This window comes from Flavobacterium sp. B330r (assembly GCF_056824325.1).
Map to the genome: position 1 here is coordinate 5,492,742 of NZ_CP124860.1, position 24,116 is coordinate 5,516,857.

At 36.4% G+C, this 24,116-nt stretch carries 21 protein-coding genes; 12 read left to right on the forward strand and 9 right to left on the reverse strand.

What is annotated here, in order from left to right; genetic code table 11:
• The first annotated feature begins 304 nt into the window (after positions 1–304).
• Positions 305–1,477 (forward strand): MFS transporter, encoded by a 1,173-nt coding sequence (locus tag QLQ95_RS24050; protein WP_482501996.1) that lies wholly within the window; start codon positions 305–307, stop codon positions 1,475–1,477.
• Between the two features lie 497 nt (positions 1,478–1,974).
• Here the strand turns inward: QLQ95_RS24050 and QLQ95_RS24055 are convergent, their stop codons facing one another.
• The 7 genes from QLQ95_RS24055 to QLQ95_RS24085 all read right to left on the reverse strand — a co-directional run bounded on the left by QLQ95_RS24055 (position 1,975) and on the right by QLQ95_RS24085 (position 8,233).
• Positions 1,975–2,664, reverse strand: a complete 690-nt coding sequence (locus QLQ95_RS24055) for a DUF4397 domain-containing protein (protein WP_482501997.1) — start codon at positions 2,662–2,664, stop codon at positions 1,975–1,977.
• Positions 2,665–2,703: 39 nt separating this feature from the next.
• On the reverse strand, positions 2,704–3,153 hold the full coding sequence (locus QLQ95_RS24060) for a DUF2141 domain-containing protein (protein WP_482501998.1): 450 nt from the start codon (positions 3,151–3,153) through the stop codon (positions 2,704–2,706).
• A 192-nt stretch (positions 3,154–3,345) separates the two neighbouring features.
• Positions 3,346–4,428, reverse strand: coding sequence for an adenylate/guanylate cyclase domain-containing protein (locus QLQ95_RS24065; protein ID WP_482501999.1), 1,083 nt, complete (start codon positions 4,426–4,428; stop codon positions 3,346–3,348).
• Positions 4,429–4,462: 34 nt separating this feature from the next.
• Positions 4,463–5,230, reverse strand: a complete 768-nt coding sequence (locus QLQ95_RS24070; RefSeq protein ID WP_482502000.1) for a LytR/AlgR family response regulator transcription factor — start codon at positions 5,228–5,230, stop codon at positions 4,463–4,465.
• On the reverse strand, positions 5,211–6,296 hold the full coding sequence (locus QLQ95_RS24075) for a sensor histidine kinase (RefSeq protein ID WP_482502001.1): 1,086 nt from the start codon (positions 6,294–6,296) through the stop codon (positions 5,211–5,213). Before QLQ95_RS24075 ends, QLQ95_RS24070 begins: the two co-directional genes overlap by 20 nt.
• A 111-nt stretch (positions 6,297–6,407) precedes the next feature.
• The gene (locus QLQ95_RS24080; protein ID WP_482502002.1) at positions 6,408–6,983 is read right to left on the reverse strand and encodes a porin family protein; all 576 of its coding nucleotides are present in this window, start codon (positions 6,981–6,983) and stop codon (positions 6,408–6,410) included.
• A gap of 1,058 nt (positions 6,984–8,041) precedes the next feature.
• Positions 8,042–8,233: a cold-shock protein gene (locus tag QLQ95_RS24085; protein WP_482502003.1), complete on the reverse strand. Its 192-nt coding sequence runs from the start codon at positions 8,231–8,233 to the stop codon at positions 8,042–8,044.
• 263 nt (positions 8,234–8,496) lie between these two features.
• Here QLQ95_RS24085 and QLQ95_RS24090 point away from each other — a divergent pair, with 263 nt between their 5' ends.
• The 6 genes from QLQ95_RS24090 to QLQ95_RS24115 all read left to right on the forward strand — a co-directional run bounded on the left by QLQ95_RS24090 (position 8,497) and on the right by QLQ95_RS24115 (position 13,763).
• Positions 8,497–10,005 (forward strand): PAS domain-containing sensor histidine kinase, encoded by a 1,509-nt coding sequence (locus QLQ95_RS24090; RefSeq protein ID WP_482502004.1) that lies wholly within the window; start codon positions 8,497–8,499, stop codon positions 10,003–10,005.
• 391 nt (positions 10,006–10,396) lie between these two features.
• The gene (locus tag QLQ95_RS24095) at positions 10,397–10,978 is read left to right on the forward strand and encodes a Crp/Fnr family transcriptional regulator (RefSeq protein ID WP_482504073.1); all 582 of its coding nucleotides are present in this window, start codon (positions 10,397–10,399) and stop codon (positions 10,976–10,978) included.
• Positions 10,979–11,117: 139 nt separating this feature from the next.
• The gene (locus tag QLQ95_RS24100) at positions 11,118–11,957 is read left to right on the forward strand and encodes an MBL fold metallo-hydrolase (RefSeq protein ID WP_482502005.1); all 840 of its coding nucleotides are present in this window, start codon (positions 11,118–11,120) and stop codon (positions 11,955–11,957) included.
• An 11-nt stretch (positions 11,958–11,968) separates the two neighbouring features.
• A complete protein-coding gene (locus QLQ95_RS24105; RefSeq protein ID WP_482502006.1) occupies positions 11,969–12,415 on the forward strand; it encodes a nuclear transport factor 2 family protein in 447 nt (148 codons plus the stop codon).
• Positions 12,416–12,462: 47 nt separating this feature from the next.
• On the forward strand, positions 12,463–13,044 hold the full coding sequence (locus tag QLQ95_RS24110) for a Crp/Fnr family transcriptional regulator (RefSeq protein WP_482502007.1): 582 nt from the start codon (positions 12,463–12,465) through the stop codon (positions 13,042–13,044).
• A 290-nt stretch (positions 13,045–13,334) separates the two neighbouring features.
• Positions 13,335–13,763 carry a nuclear transport factor 2 family protein gene (locus QLQ95_RS24115; RefSeq protein ID WP_482502008.1) on the forward strand — a complete coding sequence of 143 codons (429 nt, stop codon included), beginning with the start codon at positions 13,335–13,337 and terminating at the stop codon, positions 13,761–13,763.
• A 211-nt stretch (positions 13,764–13,974) separates the two neighbouring features.
• Here QLQ95_RS24115 and QLQ95_RS24120 read toward each other — a convergent pair whose 3' ends face one another.
• Entirely contained in the window at positions 13,975–14,640 is a 666-nt protein-coding gene (locus tag QLQ95_RS24120) for an IS6 family transposase (RefSeq protein WP_482502009.1), read from the reverse strand.
• Between the two features lie 140 nt (positions 14,641–14,780).
• On the opposite strand from QLQ95_RS24120, the gene QLQ95_RS24125 reads away from it, so the two are divergent.
• On the forward strand, positions 14,781–15,026 hold the full coding sequence (locus QLQ95_RS24125; RefSeq protein WP_482502010.1) for a ribbon-helix-helix domain-containing protein: 246 nt from the start codon (positions 14,781–14,783) through the stop codon (positions 15,024–15,026).
• Complete coding sequence (locus QLQ95_RS24130) at positions 15,019–15,297, forward strand: type II toxin-antitoxin system RelE/ParE family toxin (RefSeq protein WP_113679293.1); 279 nt, start codon at positions 15,019–15,021, stop codon at positions 15,295–15,297. Before QLQ95_RS24125 ends, QLQ95_RS24130 begins: the two co-directional genes overlap by 8 nt.
• An 855-nt stretch (positions 15,298–16,152) precedes the next feature.
• On the opposite strand, the gene QLQ95_RS24135 is transcribed toward QLQ95_RS24130, so the two are convergent.
• Positions 16,153–18,309: an alpha-galactosidase gene (locus tag QLQ95_RS24135; protein ID WP_482502011.1), complete on the reverse strand. Its 2,157-nt coding sequence runs from the start codon at positions 18,307–18,309 to the stop codon at positions 16,153–16,155.
• Positions 18,310–19,358: 1,049 nt separating this feature from the next.
• Between QLQ95_RS24135 and QLQ95_RS24140 the strand changes: the two genes are divergently transcribed.
• The 3 genes from QLQ95_RS24140 (at position 19,359) to QLQ95_RS24150 (ending at position 23,612) form a co-directional block, all read left to right on the forward strand.
• A complete protein-coding gene (locus QLQ95_RS24140) occupies positions 19,359–20,564 on the forward strand; it encodes a glycoside hydrolase family 88 protein (protein WP_482502012.1) in 1,206 nt (401 codons plus the stop codon).
• A 111-nt stretch (positions 20,565–20,675) separates the two neighbouring features.
• Positions 20,676–22,658: a heparin-sulfate lyase HepC gene (gene hepC / locus QLQ95_RS24145; protein WP_482502013.1), complete on the forward strand. Its 1,983-nt coding sequence runs from the start codon at positions 20,676–20,678 to the stop codon at positions 22,656–22,658.
• 144 nt (positions 22,659–22,802) lie between these two features.
• Positions 22,803–23,612 carry a heparin lyase I family protein gene (locus QLQ95_RS24150; RefSeq protein WP_482502014.1) on the forward strand — a complete coding sequence of 270 codons (810 nt, stop codon included), beginning with the start codon at positions 22,803–22,805 and terminating at the stop codon, positions 23,610–23,612.
• Positions 23,613–24,116 lie beyond the last annotated feature (504 nt).

Genomic DNA, 24,116 nt, shown 5'->3' on the forward strand with positions numbered 1-24,116 from the left:
TACGTGACCTTGGAACGAAATTAATTATAATAAAATATTTTTTTAACCTTTTTTAAACCGATCAGTTTAATATGAAATAAATTTAAACAAAAGAATTGCATACTTGGGATGCATGGACGTTATCGAAATAATAAGTACAGATTTCGCCACTCTTATAAGCTAAATTGTACATTATATAAAAATCGAAGGTGTCGCTACGACATTTTAAAAACTTTAATCACTACGATTAAAATGAACTAGAAACTTTCGAACAGAATTAATAAGTAATATTTTTTTTAACCTTTTTTAAACCGAACAGTTTAATATGAACTCAATTTTAAATAAAAGAATAGCGTACATCGGATGTCTGGGCGTTATCGGAATTATAAGCACAGAATTTGGCATAATTGGCATCTTGCCGCAGATAGCTGATTACTACAAAATAAATATTGGAACCGCAGGGTACCTCTTGAGTATATTTGCTTTAACTATTGCCCTTACAGGACCTTTCATGGTTTTATACGTATCAAAATTTGACAAAAAGAAAATTATGATGTATGCCTTGGGACTTTTCCTAATTTCTAATTTCTTTTCCATTTTCAGCCCTCCTTTCTGGCTTCTAATGATACTTCGAATACTGCCCACGATTTTGCATCCAGCATTCTTTTCAATGGTAATTGCTGCTGCAACAAAAGATACATCTGCTCAAATGCAGATGCGCTTAACCAGTATCATAATTGGAGGCATAGCCCTTGCACAGGTAACACTTATCCCATTCACCACATTTATCGCAAGTATTTACACCTGGCAGTGGAGTTATGTTATTCAGGGTCTGCTCATTTTGATAACACTGATCATCATTTATAAGTTTCTGCCGTCTATGCCTAATAAGGAGGTGAAGTCTTTTAAAAACCAATTGAGCATACTCAAAAGACCCAGGTTTATTGCCGGGACTGCTTTGAACCTGCTTCTTATAACTGCCTGGTTTTGTTCCTACAGTTATTTTGCCGATTATCTTTCGAAGGAAAAAGGTTTAAGTACACAGCAGATTAGCTATATGCTGCTTTTGTTTGGAATAATGGGTGTGATATCTAACTTTCTGGCAGGTCGTTTACTGGGAAGATATATGTTCTGGACTACCCTATTTTTCCTTGCAGGTACATTTCTGCTTCCATTTGCATTTCAATATACCGGCAGTTCAGTGCTCAGCATATCAGTTGTGGTGGGATTTTGGGGTATTATGTATGGACCATGTTTCCTAATTGGCGTCGGCCATATGGTATCGGCCGCATCCGATGCAAAAGAATTCGCAAACAGTCTTCAGACTTCGTTTGGAAATCTTGGTGTTTCACTAGGCACTGCTATAGGTGGATGGTTTATTAATCATTACGGTATATCAGTTACGCCATGGACTGGTCTGGGTTTCGGTGCACTGGCTGTTATGGTAATTTTCTGGAGAGCCTGGCTCGATAGAGCTATTACAGCTGAGAACCTTTAAAGATTTGTAAAAAATAGTATTTAAAATTTCGGTCTTTGAATACCGAAATTTTTTTGGAGTGGATACCTTTTTTGCCAAAAAAAAATTAAGACAGTTTTTAAAGATATTTCCCCGGTCTAAACTTTGTGGCAGAATCGTGGCGCATGTAGTTTTTGAAAAGTAGAAGCTCAATAAAATCAAAAGGTGACGAGTTTAGGTTCGAAACTTTTAGAAAGTATAATTCGGTTGTATACTAATTATAAAAGCTCCAAAATTATTTATTCTGGAGCTTTGCCTTGTTTTCACGTAGAACTGAGATGATTTTTTTTGATTAAATAAGTGGTTACTGGAAACATTTAGTTTAATGTTTGAAATAAAACGGAGCCACAGAGCTATAAAATCAATTTAACTTTTGATAACTGCTGGAGGACTCCATTCATCTTTTAAGGTTTTTTCTTCAGGCCAATAACGGAAGATTTAATGATTTTCGTACTCACATCCTCTATTTTCAGGACTCTTTAGTTGTGTGAAAGCTGTTCAATTCTATAGCCTGATGCTGGGGATCCTGCTATAAAAACAGTATAAATTTTCCCGGCAGAAAAATCAGTTTCTCCCAGTGCTGCCAAAGTTTCCGCAGCTCCCGTACCATGCACCTGAACAGCTAAAGAACCGGCATTAACTTCGATATAGCTGCTTTGGCTGTATCTTCCCAGATTTGTTGAAAGGCTGTTGCCCTGCGCATCAACAAAATCAATACTGGCAGGTGCACCGGCGCTTAAATGAATAAATTTCACTTTGGCTTTCCCGCTGGCAGGAGCAGTCATATTGTCCTCATACAACCTCACTTCTGCATCATCTCTTGATTCTCCTGTCAGGTAGACAGTGTATCTTTTATCATCGCTCAGGTTCAGTTCCTCTGTGCCATAAAGTTCATTATCACTTTGATCCCTGAATTGGCTCACCAGTTTGTTTCCTGAAGATACATCATGATAGGATACCGAATGCTCTAAATATTCCAGATCACTAATATAGGGAATGTTGGCCATGACAAATTTTTGAGAGCCTGAGTTTGGAGCAGCGTTTACCACTTTAAGTCTTGCAGAGCCAAAAGGATCTATTTGATTGTTATCACAGGAGTATAAAAATACAAGAGCAGCAGCTGCCATTATATTTACGGCTATTGCTTTACGGATTGTTTTAATTTTCATAATTTTTAATTTTGGGTTTTACTTCTTTTTTTTATTTTATTACATATATTTTACCTTGATGCTGATTTTGTTGTCCTGACCTTTGACGACAATCTTAAAGTCATCAAAGGCCGGTTTTTTCATTTTTTCCATAAAAAAATTGGAAAAACCAAAACCTTCCTTAGGAATGCCAATGAAACTTTTGTTTAATTCAGCGTCTTTATTCTCATCATCAATTAGGGTAATGCCATAAGTACCGGGAGCCAGATCACAGGCAATGTCCATAAGGCCTGAAGTGATTGCTTTTTTTTCAAATACCAATTTCTTAAGTACTTTCTCTTTGTTGTAGGATTGGTCATCTTTAAATACATTGAGAATGATCTGGCCTTTTTCAGACCTAATGCCTGAAACCATTACCTGGGTATTCTGCCCGTAGGAATCAGCGGCAGAAAAAACTGCCAGCACGATAATCAGCCAGGCAGCATAATAATTGTTTTTTGTCTTACTCATAATAGTTTTTAATTTTAAGATTGCTTGACGAAGGTGGAAAAGCAGGTATTTAAAAACCGTAAAAAATAAGTTCAAACGGACAATTTTGAGCATGAAGCGTTATGCCTGGAAAAAGCAGTTTGTTTTAGGAAAAAATGATCGTTTTAAGCAGAGTACATTTTGTTTTTTCAGGGTGAAAAAACAATGTAAAGACTAAGTAAAATCCAAATCGATTTTATATACCAGCTGTTTTTCTGAGATTCCTTTAAGTACAATATCGCTGACAGCCGAACATTTAAAAGAGCTCTTACAGGGCAGCTCTTTGTAAAAGTTTTCAGAGACTACTAAATTGGTATTATAATCCCTGCATACTTTTTGAAGCCTTGAACAGAGGTTCAGTACACCCCCGTGATAGGCAATTTCTTTTTTGTAATGTCCCACCAGCGCCGCTGATACCATCCCTGAGTGTATGGAACTCCAGAATTCTGGGAAATGGCTGTGTTTACCGATGTAATATGCTCGTTTTTTTTCGAGCTTTTCTATCAGGGAGAAATGCAGATCAACAGCCTCTTTAAATTGTGTCTGGTTTTTAACAGGCCAGGTTATTACAGCTTCGTCGCCTACAAATTGATAAATTTCGCCGCCCAGATCCAGTGCGGCAGAAGAGAGGTCTTTAAAGCAGTCCTGAATAAAGCTGCTAAAAGCGGTACTGCCCATTTTCTCGACCAAAAGCGTAGAGTCCCTGAGATCCATAAACATAAAGATTCTGTTTTCCAGTGTTGGGGTAAAATAGGCATTACGAATAAAATTCCTAAAATAGTTTTTACCCAGATTAGTCCGCAGGGTGACCACCAGACCGACAAGCATTTCCATTAAAACCATCGATACCATTACGCTCACACCTGATCCGCTGGGCAGTGTAGTGTTTTTCCAGGCATGGGAAGGGATACAGGAAAACTGAAGAAAAATCAGAATTACTGCTGTAGTGAGCGCAGCAAACACAGCCATACGCAGCATGATAGTGAGTAAAATATTTCGGGTGCGAATCATCTTTGGATAAATCATTGTATGGAAAAGCCCCATGATAAGTCCAATACCGAGACAGCTCAAAACAGAAAACTTATAGATCCATTCTTTGGTCATATCAGGCATTACAGGATAAGCATCTGCAATGGCATTATCGGGAATGTCATTGAATTTAACATAAACAAAAAGCAGCCCGCCCAGAAACCATAATAAGGCAACGGAAACTATTTCACGCAGGTAGTAATCTCGTCTATGAGTACTCATTTTCATTGTTTATTTTTTTTTAGTAATCTTAAAGCTAGAATCAGCCTGCTATCCAGGCAAGCATTTTGGATCTTTTTTCCCTGCTTACAAAAATGTCTTTATGAAATTGAAAAAACAAATTTACTTTAAGTTTGCGTGGAAAATAATCTGTAACATCTTCTATCGCATTTCGGTTTACCAGAAACTGCCTGTTCATTCGGAAGAAGATCTGACCGGTTTTTTTTTCAATATCGTCTAAGGAGTCATTTAATATATACCTTTTACCGTTATGCGCCAGCATTACAGTTGTATTGCTTTCCACATAAAAAAGGGCTATTTTATCAAAAGCAAATGGTAAAAGACGGTCTCGGTATTTTACCATCAATGTACTGCTGTTCTGCTGCTGCACATTGGAAAGCATCTGCATCGCTTTTTGGTACTGCAGTGATAATTGGCCGCTCATTATTTTTTGCATTTTTTGAAATTTAGCAAGAGCAGTGCCTAATTCCTCATAGCTAAAGGGTTTGAGTATGTATTCGATGCCATTGGCTTTAAAAGCATCAAGAGCATATTCGTTAAAAGCAGTGCAAAAAATTACCGGCACTTCCAGGGAAACGGCTTCTATAATTTCAAAGCTAAGGCCGTCTCCCAGCTGTATGTCGCTAAAAATAAGATCGGGCTGCGGATGCTCCTGCTCTCTGAAATAGGAAACAGCTTCTTTTACAGATCCTAAAATTGCAGTTATTTCAATTTCGGAACTGGTGTTTTTCAAACTCGCAGCCAGTTCTTCCGCTACCAGTGTTTCATCTTCAATAATTACGATCCTCATTGGTGCCAATTTTAAAGCTTACAGAAAAAGTAATGCCATCGTTATTAATAATAATTTCATTTCCCGAACAAATTTGATAGCGGTCAGCCAGATTGGCCAGGCCGCTTTTTAAAGAAGTTTCACCCGGCAGACGGACATTCATTGTATTGGATACCGATATGTACTCTCCTTTCTGCTCTATGATAATGCGAAGTGGATGCTGTTTTGTAAATCGATTGTGTTTAATGGCATTTTCAGCCAGTGGCTGCAGAGAAAAAGTAGGCAGATAACCTTCAAGCATTTCCTGGTCCCTTATTTCAATCTCCCATTCTAAAGCCGCTCCAAAGCGCATTTTCTGCATTTCAAGATAATTTTTGCAAAATCCCAGTTCCTCTTCCAGTGTATTTACCATGCTGTCGTTGAGCGATACCGCTGCGCGCAGAAATCCGGCGAGCTGGATCAGATAATGCTCTCCAAGGGCAAGATCTTTTTTATAAAGGGCTTTTAATGTATTGAGGGAATTAAATAAAAAATGGGGATGTATCTGCTGTTTTAAAAGGAGGTTTTCCGCTTCTGCCATGCGCAGCTGCAATCTGGCATTCTCCAGCTCGGTTTGTGTTTTGGCAAGCCTGAGAATGGCAAAATCCTGCAGCAGCAGTATTAAAATAGATATAAAAACCGCTTCTACTAAAAAGGTCAAAATCAATTTGATATTATAGGGACTCCACACAACATGGGCCATATAAGCAAAAAAAGGCCAGAGCAGCATCTGCAGTGCAACTGCTATGCCAAAGCTGGCGGTATAGCGCCAAAGCCTGAACCTGTATAAATCATTTTGAAATTTTAAGGCACAGAATTCCAAAACAGCCGAGAGGGAGAATGAAACCAGAAAAATATAAAAACCGCTTTTTAAAGTCATGAAAAACACCAAAAGAGGCGAACTCTTAAACATGATCAGAAAAAACATAGCAAGAGATGCCATTAAAAATGTCAAAAACAGATTTATTTTATAAATTTCCTTCAGAATCAAAGGCGTGAAGGACTTTGCAATATTGTTGGTGATTATGGATTTACGTTTTTTGGGCATTGGCAGGGTCTTTAAGTTTGCAGTTTTCAAGTGTGGGAAAAGTACAAAAAATACCGCCTGCAGCCGCAGGGGTATTTATATGTTTTTTTATAACTAAGCTACTTCTCTTATCTAAAAAATGTAGAAAAGGCTGACCTGTGACATGTGGTTTTGAAAATTGGTGTTAATGGCCGCTGACTTACTTTTACTAATATCGGTTAATCCCATATAATACCTGGCTCCTATTCCAAAACCATTAGAAAATTGATAGCCAATGCCACCTGTCAGACCGCCGTCAATTTTTTCAGCAAAATCATCATTGGTTATTTCTTTAAAGTCTTCTGATGCTAAAATTCCAATTTGGGGACCAGCTTCGAAATACAATCCAAAGTCAGTTTTGTATTTTACTACAATGGGCACTGAAACGTAAGACAGTTTAAGATCTTTGCCGTCAGAGAATCCTCCTTTTAATTTAGCTCCTTGGGTAGAGAATAAAATTTCTTCCTGTATCGAAAAGTTTTTATTAATCTCGTAGGCGATTATTGCCCCTGCATGAAATCCAGCAAGCCCTTCAGTTTCAAAATCTGCATTGTAAAAACCGCTGTAATTACCACCGGCCTTCAAACCAAAATGAAGTTTATCAAAAAAGCTCTGGCTGAAAGAGCTTGAGGATACCAGAACAATGCAGAGCAAAAATAAATTTTTCATGATTTATAAGTTTAAATGTTATCAGGCAGAATGCCTTTGTTAATTTGATGGTGCAAACATAAAAGGCATTAGCGGCAGATCCTTTAAAAATTTGAACCAAACGGACAAAATTCAATGTGAAACGGTCACACTTCCGCAATAGGGTTCCTATGGGAATTTCAGTCATTTTAAAAAAACTAGAAATCCTGCAAAATCAATGACTTCGGCAGTCCGTTAACTTATAAGTGTCCTAAGGGATTTCGATCCATAAATTTATTTTGGAATTTGTGCTTTTTTGCTAAAAAATAAGGTATTATGTTTTAACATTAAGTAAATTTCAGAGTGCATTTTGTGTCAAAATCAAAAATAAAAGGATGTTCATTCTAGTATCAATCTGCAACGGACATTTAAACCAAAATATTTCAGATATACACAGACAGACCCTACATGCAGTAAGCAATTGTCCATAAATTTGTCCCGTTCCTGTTATCACACTTCCAAAAAGCGCCAATTAAAGATAAATGGCGCCTTTTTTTATTGTAGTCTTACTAATTTATTAATAATGAGCCGCAGTATGCTGTGTCTTATTTCATCAGTCTAAAAAAGGTGAGTATCAGCTAAACTAAAAGGCCGGTTTCTGTCTTTAGATTCCTCATCGATTTTCTGATTCTGCAGCGGAAAAACCTATTTACTGTTTTGGCTGGAAGTAATAACAGCTTTGTAACGGAGTCATAGTATATGGTAATTAATAAAGACCAAAATTGAGTAGTAATTAAAAGTACCGAAATTGGGTTTGAATGTGCTGTTCTCCAAGACAAAAAAGGGATCTGCAGGAGTCCTAGACCCGATTGCTTCGCCAGTTCGCTTCGCTCGTGTGCAGTGAAAATCCTTTTGTGCCGTCGTTCGGCACAAAAGATTACTTCGCCGGTTCGCTATCGCTTGGGTTGAACGAATAGCGGGAAAAAGCTCCTAAAAAATAATATTATTCTATAAGAAGACAGTAAACTTACCCTATCAATAAAACAAAAAAGGCACCTGCCTGAGCAGATGCCTTTAAAAAGTTAACTGTGAAGAGTATATTATGCTACAACTACGTTTACTGCGTTTGGACCTTTACGGCCTTCTTCTACGTCATATCGTACTGCATCGTCCTGGCGGATGTTTTCTGATAGACCTGAAGCATGAACAAAAACTTCGGCTCCTCCGTTATTTGGAGTTATAAATCCGAACCCTTTTTCTTCATTGAAAAATTTTACTGTACCTTCTTGCATTTTAATGTATTTAAGGATGTAAAGGTAGTTTTATTTATTAGAACTGGCTCAATTTGAGTTTTTTATTTTATTTTAATAATCAGCCGCGCTGCGGTTTACTTCAATAATCTGTTCTGCTCATTTATTTGATGCAGCAATAAGCCCGCCTGAAACCGGGCAGTTAAAAAATATTCTATTGGAATTATGAAACATTCTTTTATATTTACATAACACACTGCCATTAAATAAAAGATACTTTCGTGTCCATACAAACCACCCGCACGATGTACGATAATGTAACGCTTTTGAAAGACATTGTGGACAACACCCCTCTGCCCACAGCCGTCTATACCGGAAATGAACTCCAGATAGCATTGGCCAACACGGCAATGCTGCAAATCTGGGAAAAAAGCGACACTGTTATTGGGGAAAATTTTCCTGTGGTGCTGCCGCAGAACCAAAAACAGCAGATTTTGGATCAGGCATTAACTGTGCTCCAAACCGGTATCCCCTTTCATGCCAAAGACAAGAAAATAGACCTGCTTATTGACGATATGGCAGAATCCCGATATTACAATTACAGCTTTATACCCCTTTATAATTCAGAAAAGCAGATTTACGGGGTCATGCATACAGCCGCAGAGGTAACAGACCTGCACCAGGCCAGAGAAGATATTAAAAGCTCCGATGAGAAACTAAGGATGGCAGTTGACTCCTCAGGGATGGGAACCTATGAGATAGACCTTCCAAGCAAAAAAATAAAAACTTCCGGAAATTTCAACGCCATATGGTCCATTAAGGGAGAAGTTACCAACGAGCAGCTTATTGCCAGACTGCATCCCGAGGATAGAATCCTTCGCGAAAAAGCGCACCAGCAGGCGCAGATGACAGGGAAAATGTCCTATGAGGCCAGAATTGTAAATGATGACAGCTCTCTGCGCTGGGTAAAGATAGACGGCAGGATCATCAAGGACGAAAATGAGAACCCTATCAGCATTATCGGGATAATCCGCGATATCCAGGAGCAGAAAGCCTTTGAAGAGGAGCTTAAAAAACAGGTGGCAGAAAACACGCAGGAGCTTCAGCGCTCCAATGATGACCTGCTGCATTTTGCGGGTGTGGTCAGCCATGATCTGAAAGAGCCTGTGCGTAAAATAAAAACCTTCAGCAGTCTTCTAAGAAATGAATCTGAAAGCCTTTTTAATGAAAATGCAGAAAAGTACCTGGGCAAAATAGACCAGTCTGCCCAGAGAATGCAGAGGATCATTGAGGGAATCCTTGCCTACTCAACACTGGATAAAAGATCACAGCCTGTAAAGAAGATCAATCTGGACCAGATGATAGAGAATATTAAAAGCGATCTGGAGCTGATAATTAATGAAAAACAGGCCATACTTATCATAAGTGAGCTTCCCCAGATTGAGGGCGCGCCGATACTGATCCACCAGCTTTTTTATAACCTGATCCATAACGCCCTTAAATTCTCAAAAGCCGATGAGCCGCCCAGGGTGATCATCACCTCGGCTGTTATAAATAAGGAAGGCATTGAGGTGCTGGAAATAAAAATAAAGGACAACGGCATTGGACTGGATCCTGTTTTTGCCGAGAGGATATTTGATGCCTTTGAAAGGCTGCACTCCAAAGACGAGTTCGAAGGAAACGGGCTTGGTCTTGCCCTGTGCCGAAAAATAGCCAAAAGACATCATGGTTCAATTACTGCCTTGGGGGAGAAAGACAACGGCGCTGAATTTACAGTGACCCTTCCTTTAAAACAGCCCGATAATTATATTTAGTTTACACTAATAACTAAATCGAAAGATTCTTATACACTGACAAGTTTTTAAGTAGACATAAAATGGAAGATTATGTTTATGGACACCCCGCCCTGTACTTAATTGTATCGGGCGGGTTTATCATTTTAATTTTAAAAAAATAAGTTATGCTTAAAAAAAAATCAGTGATCACAACTGTACCTGTAATAAAGCTGCACCGTAAATAAAGACTGCTTTAAATGATTTGCAGGCCCAAAAATGCGAAGCCTGCCTGAATCAGATGCACTTTAAAATTAAAGCCTCAAGGATAATAGCTTGAAATCATAATGACCGCAAAACATAAGACTATTAAAAATTTCGTAATTTCGTTATGGCAGTATTCTAAAGCCAAATGAAGAAAAACCTAATAAAAATGAAAGAGCTTCTCAAAGAAAATATTCTGAAACATATTTCACTTTCCCAAAATGAATTAGAAGCATTTGTCAATTTATTTGAGAAAAAAGAAATCAGCAAAAAGGAGTTTTTATTAAAAGAAGGAGAAGTCTGCAAATTTGAAGGTTTTGTCACTAAAGGGCTTTTGCGTGTGTATCATATTGACAAAAATGGTTTTGAACAAATACTCTATTTTGCTATCGAAAATTGGTGGATAACTGATATTGACAGTTTTACTGCCGAAACACCGTCACAACTTTTCATAGAAGCTCTTGAGGATAGCCAAGTGCTTGTTATTTCTAAAAAAGATAAAGAGTTTGCATACGCTAATCTGCCTAAAATTGAGAAATTATTTCGGGTAATGACACAAAAAACGCACGTTGCCCTTCAAAGAAGAATGATTGATAATCTCAGTAAAACAGCAGACCAGCGTTATATTGAATTCTCGACAAAATATCCGCAGCTTATCCAACGTCTTTCCAACATTCAAATAGCTGCTTATCTTGGCATTACAAATGTTTTCTTGAGTAATATCAGAAAGAAAATCACACTCAAAAAATAAATTATTCTACTATTTATTAAACTAGTTTAATGTTTCGAGACAGTATTCTGTTTCATTTTTGCGGTGGTAATTTAAAACGCAGCCAAAAATGAAACACCTTATCTCAAAACTATTGTTAACAATTTTAATTTTATCGAATATGGAAACACAAGCACAAAATTTCAAAACTATCCAGGCCAATAATTTAAAGCTGGAAGTTTTTAACGCATCCGAAAATAGTTTTGGTGTGGCTTCAGTGATAATCTCAGGAAAAACAGATGCTGTTTTAATTGATGCACAGTTCACGCTGGAAGATGCTGAAAAAGTAGCCCGACAAATTAAAAAATCAGGCAGAAAACTAACCACTATTTATATTTCACATACAGATCCGGATTTCTATTTCGGACTGGAAGTATTCAAAAAATATTTCCCTGAAGTTACCGCTTATGCCTCGCCTGCAACAGTCGAATCTATTAAAGCAACTGCTCAAAAAAAATTAGATGTTTGGGGAGAACGATTAGGAAAAGCCATTACTTCTAATATTGTTCTGCCTCAGGTTTTAAAAGCAAACAGTATTGACCTGGAAGGCCAAAAACTAGAAATTATAGGTCTGGAAGAATTTCCTTCAAAAACATTTGTATGGATTCCATCGATAAAAGCTGTAGTGGGCGGTATAAATGTTTTTGGAACAACCTTCAACCTTTGGATGGCAGATGCGCAGACACCAGCGGCACGAAAACAATGGATTGATGTTCTGGACAAAATTGAAGCCTTACATCCCCAAATTGTAATTCCTGCTCATGCTGATTCTCAAAGTTCCTTTGATATCGAGGCAGTAAAACACACAAAAAGCTATATCCTGTTTTACGAAGAGGCTTTAAAAACCAACAAAACTTCAGAAAGCTTAATTAAAGCGATAAAAGCAAAATATCCAATACTTACTTTCGACACGGCCCTTCAGATTGGTGCCAAAGTAAACACGGGAGAAATGAAATGGTAAGACTAAAAATCATGATCAGCCTGATAATGCTAATCGTATTGTCAGGCTGCTCTTTAAATAAAAATGACATGACAAATCTGGAAATTGTAAAAAGTACCTATGAAGGAAAAACTTCGGAAGAGAATGGCCAAAACTTAGCTAAACACGTTACCAAAGATATTTCCTGGACAGAAGCCAAAGGTTTTCCTTATGCGGGAACTTACATTGGCTTGGAAAACATTACTAAAAATGTATTTACCCGATTAGGAAGTGAATGGATCGATTATAAATTTACTCCGGAAGATTACGTTGCGAGTGATGATAAAGTTGTTGCTTTTGGCACATATACCGGCACATACAAAATTACAGGCAAATCATTCACTGCCAGGGTGGCTCACATTTGGAAATTGAAAGAACATAAAATTATCAGTTTTGAGCAGTTTGTAGACAGCCAGACTGTAAATGATGCTATAAAATAAAGTCGTTTTTTTTATACCTTGCATCATTTTAATGAATGATCTAACTAATGCACGACAAATTAACAGCCTATATCGAGCAATATTCAGCTTTGCAGCTTACCAACGAAGAGAAAGCCTTGATTACCGCGACTTTTCAACCCAAAAAATTAAGAAAAAAACAATATTTCCTGCAAGAGGGTGATGTGTGTAAATATGCGGGTTTTATTGTAAAGGGTGCTATGCGCCAATATAGTGTGGATGAAAAAGGAATTGAACATATTGTACAGCTGCTGATTGAAAATTACTGGGCTAACGACCGGGAAAGCTCTGCTATGCTCACTTCTTCAAAATACAATATTGAAGCTTGTGAAGATACCGAATTACTAATTTTAACACGAGCTGAAATGCTGGATCTGATAGAGAAAATTCCGGCAATGGCAAAAATGGTCTTTTTAATGGATGAGCGAAATTCCATTGCAAACCAACGAAGATTAAACTCTACTATTAGCAGCACGGCAGAAAAACGTTATGAAGAGTTTGCCGGCAATCACCCACAATTTATCCAGCGTTTTCCGCAACACATTATTGCCTCTTTTTTGGGTATTACCAAAGAAACCTTAAGCAGAATTAGAAAACAAGCAACGAAATAAATATTCAGTTTAAAACTGTCTTTTATAAATTAATTTTAAGCACGAATTTCACTAATTTAGTTTGCCAAATTAATTTCGCAAATTAAATCAACTATTGAAATTGGTGTCGATTTGTGAAATTCGGGTTTGTTTTTTATACTTATACTGCACAAAATATATCTATTCTATAAAACCGTTGACAAATGTCAACGGTTTTTTTTATCAAATCTCATTGTTTTAAGGCTTATTTCCGGTGCAACTTTGCCCTATAGAAATGAATAAAATAATAACAATAAAATTGAAAATAAAAAATGGAAAATTCAAAAAACACCTCAGCAACTCAACTCCTTCGTAACAGTTTAGATACATTTTTAGCCAAAGACATGAAAGGCTGGTCAGAACTTTGTGCAGAAGATGTGGTAGCAGAATTCCCTTTTGCTCCTGAAGGTTCCCCTGCAAAATTTGAAGGTCGTGAGGCTCTTTATAATTATTTGAAAGATTATCCTGGTTTTATAGACGTAAAATCAATTCCAAAGCTGAAAATCTACGGCACTGATGATGCCAATGCTGCCATTGCAGAATGGAGCGCATCAGGAGTGGTAATAGGCAGTGGAAATCCGTATGAAATGAGTTATGCTACTTTTGTAACCTTTCGTGACGGCCTTATTGTAAATTATCGTGAATACTGGAATCCAGAAGCTTTTCAAAAAGCAATGAGCGGTGGAAGTTTCGCTGAATAGTAAATCTCAAGTAAAAACCGTTGATGAATTTCAACGGTTTTTATGCTACAATTGTATCTATGTCTACCAGCTTTAATGATTTGACCATTTTAAGTGTGGTTGTTTTATATTTTTGAAAATGCGGTGTTTTTAAATGTAATTGATAAGCATGGTTATCTTTGGTTCTGTCGCATCTGCCATGTAAATCCGCAAGAAATCAGAAACCCGAAAATTATGCAGCCAATTTACAAAATGATTTGAACATACTTGTTCCTGGGTTAAGCATCTGATTCTTTCTTAACATGTGCACAACTTCAATTTCTGCCAAGGTTCTTCTGGCAGACGCAAAACTTTTAAAACCCAAACCGTTTTGTATCCGCCACTTTATGAAACGATGGTCCTGTTCCACAATATTGTTGAGATATTTACATTGCCTAATCTTTATATTCGAAAATGAATGTTTGTTGTAAACCCGTATTGCGCTGGTGTTAGAGCCGCTTTTGTCTATATTTATTACTGTTGGCCGGTAATTATTTTTTATCGCTTTTATCAGAAATGACTGTGCACTCATCCTCTGTCTTCTTCTGGTCAAAAGAAAATCCACAGTATTACCACATTTATCAACAGCCCGATACAAATAACACCAGATACCTTTTACTTTTATATACGTTTCATCCATTCGCCAACTGGTGCCTACTCTGCTCTTTCCTTTTTTCATCTGAGATTCAACTATTGGAGTAAATTTAAATACCCAACGTTGAATCGTCGCATGATCAACTGCTATTCCACGCATTTTCATTATTTCCTCAATATCCCTGTAACTCAATGTAAATTTCAATTTGAAATAAACAGCCTGCAAAATAATGGCTTTCGGATAACAATGACCTTTCGCATTCATAAAATATATTTTGAACGTCTAAAGATAATAGTTATTAAACAGATGCGACAGAACCGGTTTTTGTATTTAAGTTTTTTAGCGAATCTCTTTCTATTTTCGAAATTTTGGTGTAAATTTACACCAAAATAATTTTTATCTTTATGACACGACAAAGTATATCATTAACTGCTCCTAATGAAGAATGGTTAAAAAATCAGGTTAATGCAGAAGAGTTTAGCAGTAAAAGTGAAGCCATTAACTTTTTAATAAAAAAAGCACGTTCACAAGAAGAGTTTTATGACTTTGTAAGAGCTAAATTAGATAGGGGAGAAAAAAGCGGTTTTGTAAAAAAACAAACTAAAGAAGAAATGTTAGCGGAGTTTAAAAAGGATATAGGAAATGTATAGCTATTATTTAAGTAGCGAAGCCAAAGAAGATTTAAAAAGAATTTATTACTATGGTGTCGGTAAGTTCGGAATGGATCAGGCCGATCACTATTTCAATATGTTTTACGATTGTTTTGACAAAATAGAACAAAATCCATTATTATTTCCATCTGCCGACCACATCAAAAAAGGATATCGTTATTGTGTTTGCGGTGTCGATACTATTTACTACCGAATAAATGGAGATGAGCGAATAGAGATTATTACCATTATTGGGAGGCAAGACTTTTAGATCTTTAGTTGGTACCTTTTTTCCAACAAGAAGGTAAGTAATTTTCAAAAGACTTTCCATCTGAGAAGCATCTAAATTTAAATTTATCAATAATAAAAAATATTTGTATCTTTACAATCAAATTATCCAGAATAATATCACTGAATATCAATTAGTTAAATATTAAAAAAGCGACAATTAAAGTTCGGGTGCAGAATCGGTGCACTTAGGTTTTGGAGTGGATATCTTTTTTGCCACAAAAAACTAAGGCGGTTGTTAGTGATATTTCACCAGTCTAAGTTTTGTGGCAAAATCGTGGCACATGGACTTTTGAAAAATGAAAATTTCAGCAAAATCAAGACCTAAGAAGTTTAAGTTCGAAACTGCAGCTCTCCGACTAATTTTTTTCAATAAAAATTACATTTTCAATAGCTAAGCCAATACGAGATTTACAGTAATTAGTTATAAATCGGCATCAATCCCCAGCAGGACATCCAAACCAAATTCATAAAGCCAAAGAAAGACAGCCGTACTTCCAGTAAGCCAATCTCTTTAAATCTTCCATAAAATTTATAGAAATTTGTCCCGTCGAGGTCACTACAGCCAAATGGCGTCAATTGAAGACAATTGACGCCATTTTTTATATAACCTTCTTATTTTTATTGGTCTAAAGGACGGGGCTGCTCCAGCAGCCCTAGCCCCGATAGCAGTGAAATCCTTTTGTACCGGGGTTCAGCACAAAAGATTGGAACGAATAGCGGGAAGAGCTCCCAAAAAATAATATTAAACTCTAACAATAATATTATATGCAAATCACTTGGTTTGGATAAATTATCAGTTGTAGCACGCAGCTTATTTTATGACTAAAAAACCAACTTAATTCAAAGCCTTCACCCGTAAGATTACACTGGTTCTTCTAGCATTGGCTTCAGGATTAAAACCAACCTTCATTAGGAAATCTCCCGAATAAATCTTGGAGCTGTCAATGGGTGACTCTGTTCCGGGATAAAGATTTACTTCTTCAATTCTGTATTGTTTTTTTGGATCGAGCCCCTGCATTTTAATAGGCAGTCCAATTGTGGTATTGAATGTAGTGGCTACATAATAGTTGAACACAATTGCTTCCTCTTGATTCTCTTTTACATAAGCCATCGACGCTACTTTTTCCTCATCCGGGTTTTGCAGCCTATATTGATCACCATGCCAGATGATATCTTTAATTCCATTATACAGCTTCACTGCATTTTGTGCATAAAGTAAATCCGTAGTATCTAATTCATTTACCCGAATATCGAAACCCAGCTTGCCCATCATGGCAACATCTGTTTTAAACTTAATGGGTTGTTTACCCATATCCGTAACATGATTGTCCACAGCAATAGAAGGAAAATAATACGAATATTCCCATTGCATAAATATTCTGTCGAACGGATTGGTATTATCACTTGGCCAAAACTCTGTGAAGTACTGCAGGGCAGCATAATCAACTCTTGAGCCGCCGCCTGCACAAAGCATCATGGGTGTTTTTGGATATTTGGTCCTTACTCTTTCCAAGACTTTGTTTAAACCACGAACATATTCAATATAAAAGTGATCCTGGTTTTTTAAAAATGGTGAGTGGGCATTATAGATAAGCGAATTACAATCCCATTTGATGAACGCCAATTCAGGCACTTCTTTGAACAATTGCTCTACAGTATTGTATACAAAATCCTGAACCGCTGGATTAGTAAGATCAAGCACAAGTTGGTTACGCATATAAAATTCTTTTATACCTGGTTGCCTGATGATCCAGTTAGGATTTTTTTCATACAATTCGCTTTTAGGATTCACCATTTCGGGTTCTATCCATATACCAAACTTTACACCATGCGCAGTAGCTTCCTTGCCTACAGAGCTGATACCATTCTTGAGTTTTTGTTTATTATACTGCCAGTCACCAAGCCCTGTTGAAGCTCCGTTACGGGGATATTTATTACCAAACCATCCGTCGTCTAGCAGAAAAACATCTACCCCTAGTTTCTTTGTGTCTTTAGTGAGTTCGCTCAGCTTTTCGTCATTGAAATCAAAATAAGTGGTTTCCCAATTGTTTAATATGGTTTGGCGTTGGCCGCTGCCTTGCGCCAATTGATAGTTTCTGGCCCAGCGTTGCAGATTACGGCTGGCTCTGCCTTTACCTTTATCAGAATAAGTGTATACAAAACGTGGTGTAGTGAACTTCTCAGATGGTTTTAATGTGTAGTTTGATGAAAAGTTATTGATCCCTGGAGTTACCCGCAAGTAGTATTCATCAAAGGTTTCAAAATCAATTTTAAAGTTACCGCACCATTCCAATGAACCGGCAATTACTTCACCTTCTGTTTCGCCCGCAGGCTTGTCGATGGATATCATGAAGGAGGATGAATGCAACAGGTTGCTGCGTGTGCCCAACTTTGAATCGAGTGTGCGGATACCATGCAATAGCTGCTGTTCTTCTGAGAGCATCTCACGTCCCCAGCCACTGTAGTGATTTTTAAGGAAAAACTTTTTGCCTTGGAGTGTAAGGTTGGCAGAAGCATATTTATTCAACACAACATTACCCTTTTCCTTATGCTCTATTTCCGACCATTGTTCAATTACATCTTCTTTATAATAGGCCTTGTAAAATAATGTGACTTGGAATTTGTACCTCGTATCTTTCAATACAATAGTAGTCAATGTCTGGTTGTCGTCAATTTTTTTTACTTCATGGTTTACATACTGCAACACTACGGATTTATTCCCATCGCTATGGGTTACAGACAAGGCAGGCTCCATCAGGTTAAGCGAGCCGGATGCTACGTAGGCTTCCCGCTTGTTAAACAAATCATCATTACCTACCTTAAACTTATCCAGCGAGTTGATGACCGCATATTCATCTGTATTTTTTAATTTTTTCCCAAGGTATGTGGTTATTAAAGAGCTGTCTTTGTCTGTTTGCAGTACAAGAACTGTATTTTCAGTGGATACTGTAATGATTTCCTGGCTGGTAGCTTTGCCGGTAAAAAGTATCATCACGACAAAACAGGTTTTAAAAAACTTAGAATGCATTATATGTGGATTTTAAATTAAAAAGCTGGGGAACTTTGATATTAAAATCAGCTTTTCCCATGGCCTCTCGGTTAATATTTTTTTTGCTGTTTAGCTGGATAAAAAAAAACTCAAGTATTTAGATCTACTTATTTCTTCTATTAAATTCATAATGTTAAATCGTGATAACCATTAGCAATCAAGACAGTATCAAAATCTAGCTAAGCCAACTGTAATTCATTTCTAAGTTTTAAATGAACAATAGTAATTATGGTTTAGCTTGATATTCATTTATTATTTCTTGCATTTGAACTATCTATTTTATCATTTAATCCTTATACTTTTTCTTATCAGGGGGCATTTAAAAAAAACGAAGGTATGAGTGAATGCAAAACAAAGCTTTTAAATTTGATTAAAAATCTTTCCGTTTTGTCTAAATAGCTATTTAATTGGGGATAATATGGTTCACGTCGGATTTGTCAGAATCCAATATAAGAATTAATTAATTTAAAAATTACCTCGCCAATTTACAGAATGATTTAAAAATAAATATCTCTAGTCTAATCATTTGATTCTTTCTAAGCATATGCACAACTTCAATTTCGCTTAGAGTTCTCTTTGCAGATTCAAATTTTAAGAAATTCTTAACAGACGATTATTGTTACGTAAGTTTAATGTTAACAACCCACGGAATCACCAGCAAAAACTGCTAATTTTAGAATTTGGCAAAAAATGGTAATATTTACAAATAGTAATAATATCTGCTTAAATCAAAATTAATTCTAAAGAAATTTTCACAATGCAGAAAGGAGATATTCTGTTGTTTCAAATTCAATAATTGAAAATCTTTCAGATCACAATTCTATATCTGCATCAAAATTGATTTACGGCCAGTTTTAGCCTTAAAAAAACGTCTTTACACAAATTCAAAACATTTATGATAGAATTTGAAAGACCGTTTTAGATCTCCAGTTTAACTTCGCTTTATAAAATATTCGAAAAACAAAAAGAATACAGATATAAACGAATTAACTATGAAAAAAACCTTCAATCTATTTCTAGTCCTCTCCACTATTACTTTTAACACTTTTGCAAAGCCTATTCAAAATGATGATCCGTCTTTGCTTTGGTTTAAAAAAACAATCGAAGTCATTCAATTTCAATTAGACAAAGCAGCACAAACATACAAACCCGGGAAAAATCCGCGTTCGGTAAATCCCAACGGAACAGTGCGCTTAGCCGGTTTAACCGATTGGACTACTGGTTTCTTTCCCGGAAGTCTTTGGTACGGCTATGAACTTACAGGCGACAAAATACTGGCCGATGAAGCTAAAAAATTCACACTCGCGCTGGATTCTATTCGAAATATTAAAAATACCCATGACGTTGGTTTCATGTTGTATTGTTCTTATGGAAATGCGTATAGAATTACAAAGGACGAAAGCTATCTGCCTGCTTTGAGCGATGGAGCATCCCATCTTTACACCCGATTTAATCCTAAAATTGGAGTGATTCGCTCTTGGGATTTTCCATGGTGGCATTATCCTGTAATTATTGATAATATGATGAATTTGGAGTATTTATATTGGGGAGCGAAGCAATTTAATAAACCCGAATATAAAAATGCAGCAGATACTCACGCGTTAACAACTATGAAAAATCACTTCAGAAAAGACTTCAGTTCTTACCATGTAGTAGATTATGATCCTGTAACTGGAAAAGTTCTGCGTAAAGCTACTCACCAGGGATTAACAGACGAATCAGCGTGGGCACGTGGTCAGGCCTGGGGTTTATATGGCTATACGGTATGTTATGAAAACAGCAAAAATCCAAAGTTTTTGCAACAAGCCGAAAATATTGCGAAATTTATAATGAACCATCCCAGAACACCAAAGGATAAAATACCGGTATGGGATTATGATGTCCACAATGCATTAGAAACCGATGAGCTGGCACCAAGAGATGCTTCGGCTGCAGCAGTTATTGCTTCTGCCTTATTAGATTTGAGTACACAAGTAAAAGACGGTCAAAAATATGCTGACTATGCTGAAGTACTATTGAAATCATTATCTTCAGATGCTTATTTGGCTAAACCAGGTGAGAATCATTATTTTCTGCTAAAACATAGTGTTGGTGCTTTTTTATACAATTCAGAAATTGATACACCGCTTGATTATGCTGATTATTATTATCTGGAAGCTTTAAAAAGATATGCTGCAATCAAAAAAATCCAGATATAAGCAGCATCTTTAATCAATTTGAAAAATTTAACGCATTAATAAAGAATTTAGGAAGTTATTTTTGATCTCTAAAAGATCCATTAAACAGCTTCTTATTTATTATAAAAACAAATGATAAATTTAAAAAGAACTACCGCTCTATTTTTTATGCTGCTAACATTTTGTTCTAGCAATGCGCAGGAAACTGTAGTAAATAAAGAAAGCTTTGATGCTGTAAACCTCAATTATCCGGGGTTAGAAAAAGTAAACCAGCTTTTTAATCAAGCCAAATACAATGATGCTGCAAAAGAACTTTTGGTTTATTACCGTAATCGTAAAACCGTAAAACATCCTGATTTTAATATCGGTGATGAAGCACGATTTAAAGGAAAAGACATCGGAAAAGCCAATCAGGAAAAAGCAGACAATGCCTTACTGCATCAATTTCAGCCGCATAAAGGATATGGCTTTTTTGATTATGGAGCCGATATCAATTGGGATCTTTGGCCAATAAAAGACAATGAAATCCGTTGGCAGCTGCACCGTTTAACCTGGTGGCATTCTATGGCATTAGCATATAGGAGCAGCGGAGATGAAAAATACGCCAAGGAATGGGTGCTGCAATTTAGAGACTGGGAAAAGAAAAACTTTTTAGGACGTTCTGCAGAAAACGACAGCATAGCATGGCGTCCGCTGGAAGTATCAGAACGTATACAAAGTTATCCGGCTATATTTAATTTGTTTGTAGTATCTCCCAACTTTACACCAGCATTTTTGATGGAATTTTTAAACAGTTTCAACAAACAAACCGATTATATTCCAAAGCATTACAGTAAAGAAGGTAATCATTTATTATTTGAAGCACAACGTGTTTTGGGTGCAGGAGCATTTTTTCCTGAATTTAAACAAGCTGAACAATGGCGCAAAAGCGGTATCGAAATCCTTAACCGCGAAATAAAACTACAGGTATTTGCCGACGGAGTACAATGGGAACTTTCTCCCACTTATCATGTGGGCTGTATCGAAATTTTTACTAAAGCATATAATGCTGCAAAAATGGCGGGATTAGAAAAGGAATTTCCTGAATCCTATATCAAAACCATTGAAAAAATGGTTTTAGTTACCGCTAATATCTCTTTTCCTAACTATAACTATCCTATGTTTGGTGATACCTGGGTGGTTGATAAAGCAGTAAGGATAAAACAATTTTCAAGCTGGTCAAAGATGTTTCCTAATGATGGGCTTATAGAATATTATGCTACAGAGGGAGCCACAGGAAAATTACCTGACTATCTTTCCAATGCATTTCCTAATGGAGGCTTATATACCTTTAGAAACGGATGGGATAATAAATCAACAATAATGGTTTTAAAAGCCGGTCCGCCTGCAGAGTTTCATGCACAGCCGGATAACGGAACTTTTGAACTTTGGGTAAAAGGGCGCAATTTTACACCAGATACAGGCTGTTATATATATAGCGGTGATGCCGAAGTGACCAAAATGAGAAACTGGTTTCGCCAGACAAGAGTACACAGCACATTGACACTGGATAATAAAGATATGGTTATTACCGAAGCCCGTCAAAACAAATGGAAAACCAGTAAAAACCTTGATGTTTTAACGTACACAAATCCTAGCTATAGCAATTTGAACCACCAAAGAAGCGTACTTTTTATCAACGGAAAATACTTTTTAATTATTGATAAAGCAATTGGTACAGCTACAGGAAACTTAGGCGTGCATTTTCAGTTAAAAGAAGACAGCAAACCGGTTTTTGATAAAGCAAATAACAGTGTTTACACCACATACGAAGATGGAAATAATCTTTTGATTCAATCCTTAAACAGCGACAAAGTGGTATTAAACGAAGAAGAAGGAAAAGTTTCGTATTCTTATGCAAAAGAAACATCGAGACCGGCATTTGTATTCGAAAAACCAAAAAACGACAACGCATCACAACAATTTATCAGTATCGTTTATCCGTATGATGGAAATAAGGCTCCGAAAATTACCATCAAACCAAACCCGGGAAATGATTTTGAGAAAGGAAACATCAATTTAAGTATCACTATCGATGGTAAAACCAATGCTGTTCAAACAACATTAGAACAATAAAAATCAAAATGTCAGCTGTGTTTTCTTTTCTTAATTATTCATTAAGAGAAGAAAACACAGTCATTAAGAATCCATCCGTTATTTAATTTTTTAATGTAAAGTTATATGAAAAAAAACATCATCCTTAAACTGGCTTTTCTCGGTTTGGCAATAACAGCCGGCATAGCATGCAGTAAGGAACAAAATAACGATTTAGAACCTGTTTTAAAACCAGCTGTAAACGATACCATTCTTAACATAAATTACGAATCTGGCGAGGTTACTTCAGGAGTTACAGGTATAACCGGCACTCATGCACCCGCCGCTGATGCCGTTTCTGTGACTTCACCCGGCAGTACTGGTAAATATGCTATTGCGCATAAAGTTACCCTTGGAGACAACGGTTATTTTTCAGACGGTTCCTACCGCAGTGAATCTGATGCAGTTACATTAGCTAAATACCGCTATATCCCTGGAGACGAACATCGATACGAGGTTAGTATATTATTAAAAGATTGGCAGCAGTGGAATAGCGCGAACCCAGCCTATGGAGATAATGTTTTCCAGCTGAAAATGTCTGATAATCAATTACTGCCTTTAAGAATTCTTACTAAACGAAATGCTGTCGTTGCCAGAGATTATCAGTATCAGGATAATCTGATTACTGATTATCGTCCTTATATTAATCAATGGATTAAGTTTCGAATTGAAGTGAAATGGGCAATGGATGAGACAGGATACATGAAAATATACGTTAAGCTTCCAGATCAATCCGATTATAATCTGGTTCTGGAACGAAATAATTTTATCACATTCACAGGCAGCCCCGCTGTGGGAAATGTAGGTTACTTAAAATGGGGTGTTTATCGCGAAGCTGGGAAAAATGCCGATGGAAGCGTAATTACCAGCGATAATGTACTAACACGCATCGCTTTTCATGATGATATCCGCATCATCAGACTTCCTTTAAAATAGTAATGCACAAGTTCAAAAATAGGCAGCTTTTAGGCTGCCTTTTTCTTTATAAAACATTCTTACTCTTTTTTTGACATTTTTAAATTACTCTTCAGAAAATATCCAATTGAAAAAGTATATTTTTAATTGACATTACTAAACGCTAAAGTTATTTTGTTTGATTCAATTATCACTGATTGGTTATGCAATTTATTCTTTAACAAGTTTTATCTGTATGAGAAAAATAAGCTCAGTTTTTTTGCTGTTAAAAATCAATATTTTAGTTAACAATTTACTTTCTTTTGACTAACCTATACTCAATACTGTATATTTTAAAACTGATTACTATTTACGGCGCTTTCTTTAAAATTTAGTTTTAAAAGAAATAGTATAAAACACTGATATTACCAATGTTTACAATTAACGAAAACGTTGTATTAATCAAAATCAATAGCATTTTGGACGCATTCAAAACTGAACTTTATAGTCGATTAATATATTTGTTTTAATTAAAATCAAAAAAAC

Excerpts from the sequence above, each read along its gene's own strand:
- QLQ95_RS24050 (WP_482501996.1), top strand. The coding sequence starts at position 305 with ATGAACTCAATTTTAAATAAAAGAATAGCGTACATCGGATGTCTGGGC.
- QLQ95_RS24055 (WP_482501997.1), bottom strand. The coding sequence starts at position 2,664 with ATGAAAATTAAAACAATCCGTAAAGCAATAGCCGTAAATATAATGGCA.
- QLQ95_RS24060 (WP_482501998.1), bottom strand. The coding sequence starts at position 3,153 with ATGAGTAAGACAAAAAACAATTATTATGCTGCCTGGCTGATTATCGTG.
- QLQ95_RS24065 (WP_482501999.1), bottom strand. The coding sequence starts at position 4,428 with ATGAAAATGAGTACTCATAGACGAGATTACTACCTGCGTGAAATAGTT.
- QLQ95_RS24070 (WP_482502000.1), bottom strand. The coding sequence starts at position 5,230 with ATGAGGATCGTAATTATTGAAGATGAAACACTGGTAGCGGAAGAACTG.
- QLQ95_RS24075 (WP_482502001.1), bottom strand. The coding sequence starts at position 6,296 with ATGCCCAAAAAACGTAAATCCATAATCACCAACAATATTGCAAAGTCC.
- QLQ95_RS24080 (WP_482502002.1), bottom strand. The coding sequence starts at position 6,983 with ATGAAAAATTTATTTTTGCTCTGCATTGTTCTGGTATCCTCAAGCTCT.
- QLQ95_RS24085 (WP_482502003.1), bottom strand. The coding sequence starts at position 8,233 with ATGCAAGAAGGTACAGTAAAATTTTTCAATGAAGAAAAAGGGTTCGGA.
- QLQ95_RS24090 (WP_482502004.1), top strand. The coding sequence starts at position 8,497 with ATGTACGATAATGTAACGCTTTTGAAAGACATTGTGGACAACACCCCT.
- QLQ95_RS24095 (WP_482504073.1), top strand. The coding sequence starts at position 10,397 with ATGAAAGAGCTTCTCAAAGAAAATATTCTGAAACATATTTCACTTTCC.
- QLQ95_RS24100 (WP_482502005.1), top strand. The coding sequence starts at position 11,118 with ATGGAAACACAAGCACAAAATTTCAAAACTATCCAGGCCAATAATTTA.
- QLQ95_RS24105 (WP_482502006.1), top strand. The coding sequence starts at position 11,969 with ATGATCAGCCTGATAATGCTAATCGTATTGTCAGGCTGCTCTTTAAAT.
- QLQ95_RS24110 (WP_482502007.1), top strand. The coding sequence starts at position 12,463 with ATGCACGACAAATTAACAGCCTATATCGAGCAATATTCAGCTTTGCAG.
- QLQ95_RS24115 (WP_482502008.1), top strand. The coding sequence starts at position 13,335 with ATGGAAAATTCAAAAAACACCTCAGCAACTCAACTCCTTCGTAACAGT.
- QLQ95_RS24120 (WP_482502009.1), bottom strand. The coding sequence starts at position 14,640 with ATGAATGCGAAAGGTCATTGTTATCCGAAAGCCATTATTTTGCAGGCT.
- QLQ95_RS24125 (WP_482502010.1), top strand. The coding sequence starts at position 14,781 with ATGACACGACAAAGTATATCATTAACTGCTCCTAATGAAGAATGGTTA.
- QLQ95_RS24130 (WP_113679293.1), top strand. The coding sequence starts at position 15,019 with ATGTATAGCTATTATTTAAGTAGCGAAGCCAAAGAAGATTTAAAAAGA.
- QLQ95_RS24135 (WP_482502011.1), bottom strand. The coding sequence starts at position 18,309 with ATGATACTTTTTACCGGCAAAGCTACCAGCCAGGAAATCATTACAGTA.
- QLQ95_RS24140 (WP_482502012.1), top strand. The coding sequence starts at position 19,359 with ATGAAAAAAACCTTCAATCTATTTCTAGTCCTCTCCACTATTACTTTT.
- hepC (WP_482502013.1), top strand. The coding sequence starts at position 20,676 with ATGATAAATTTAAAAAGAACTACCGCTCTATTTTTTATGCTGCTAACA.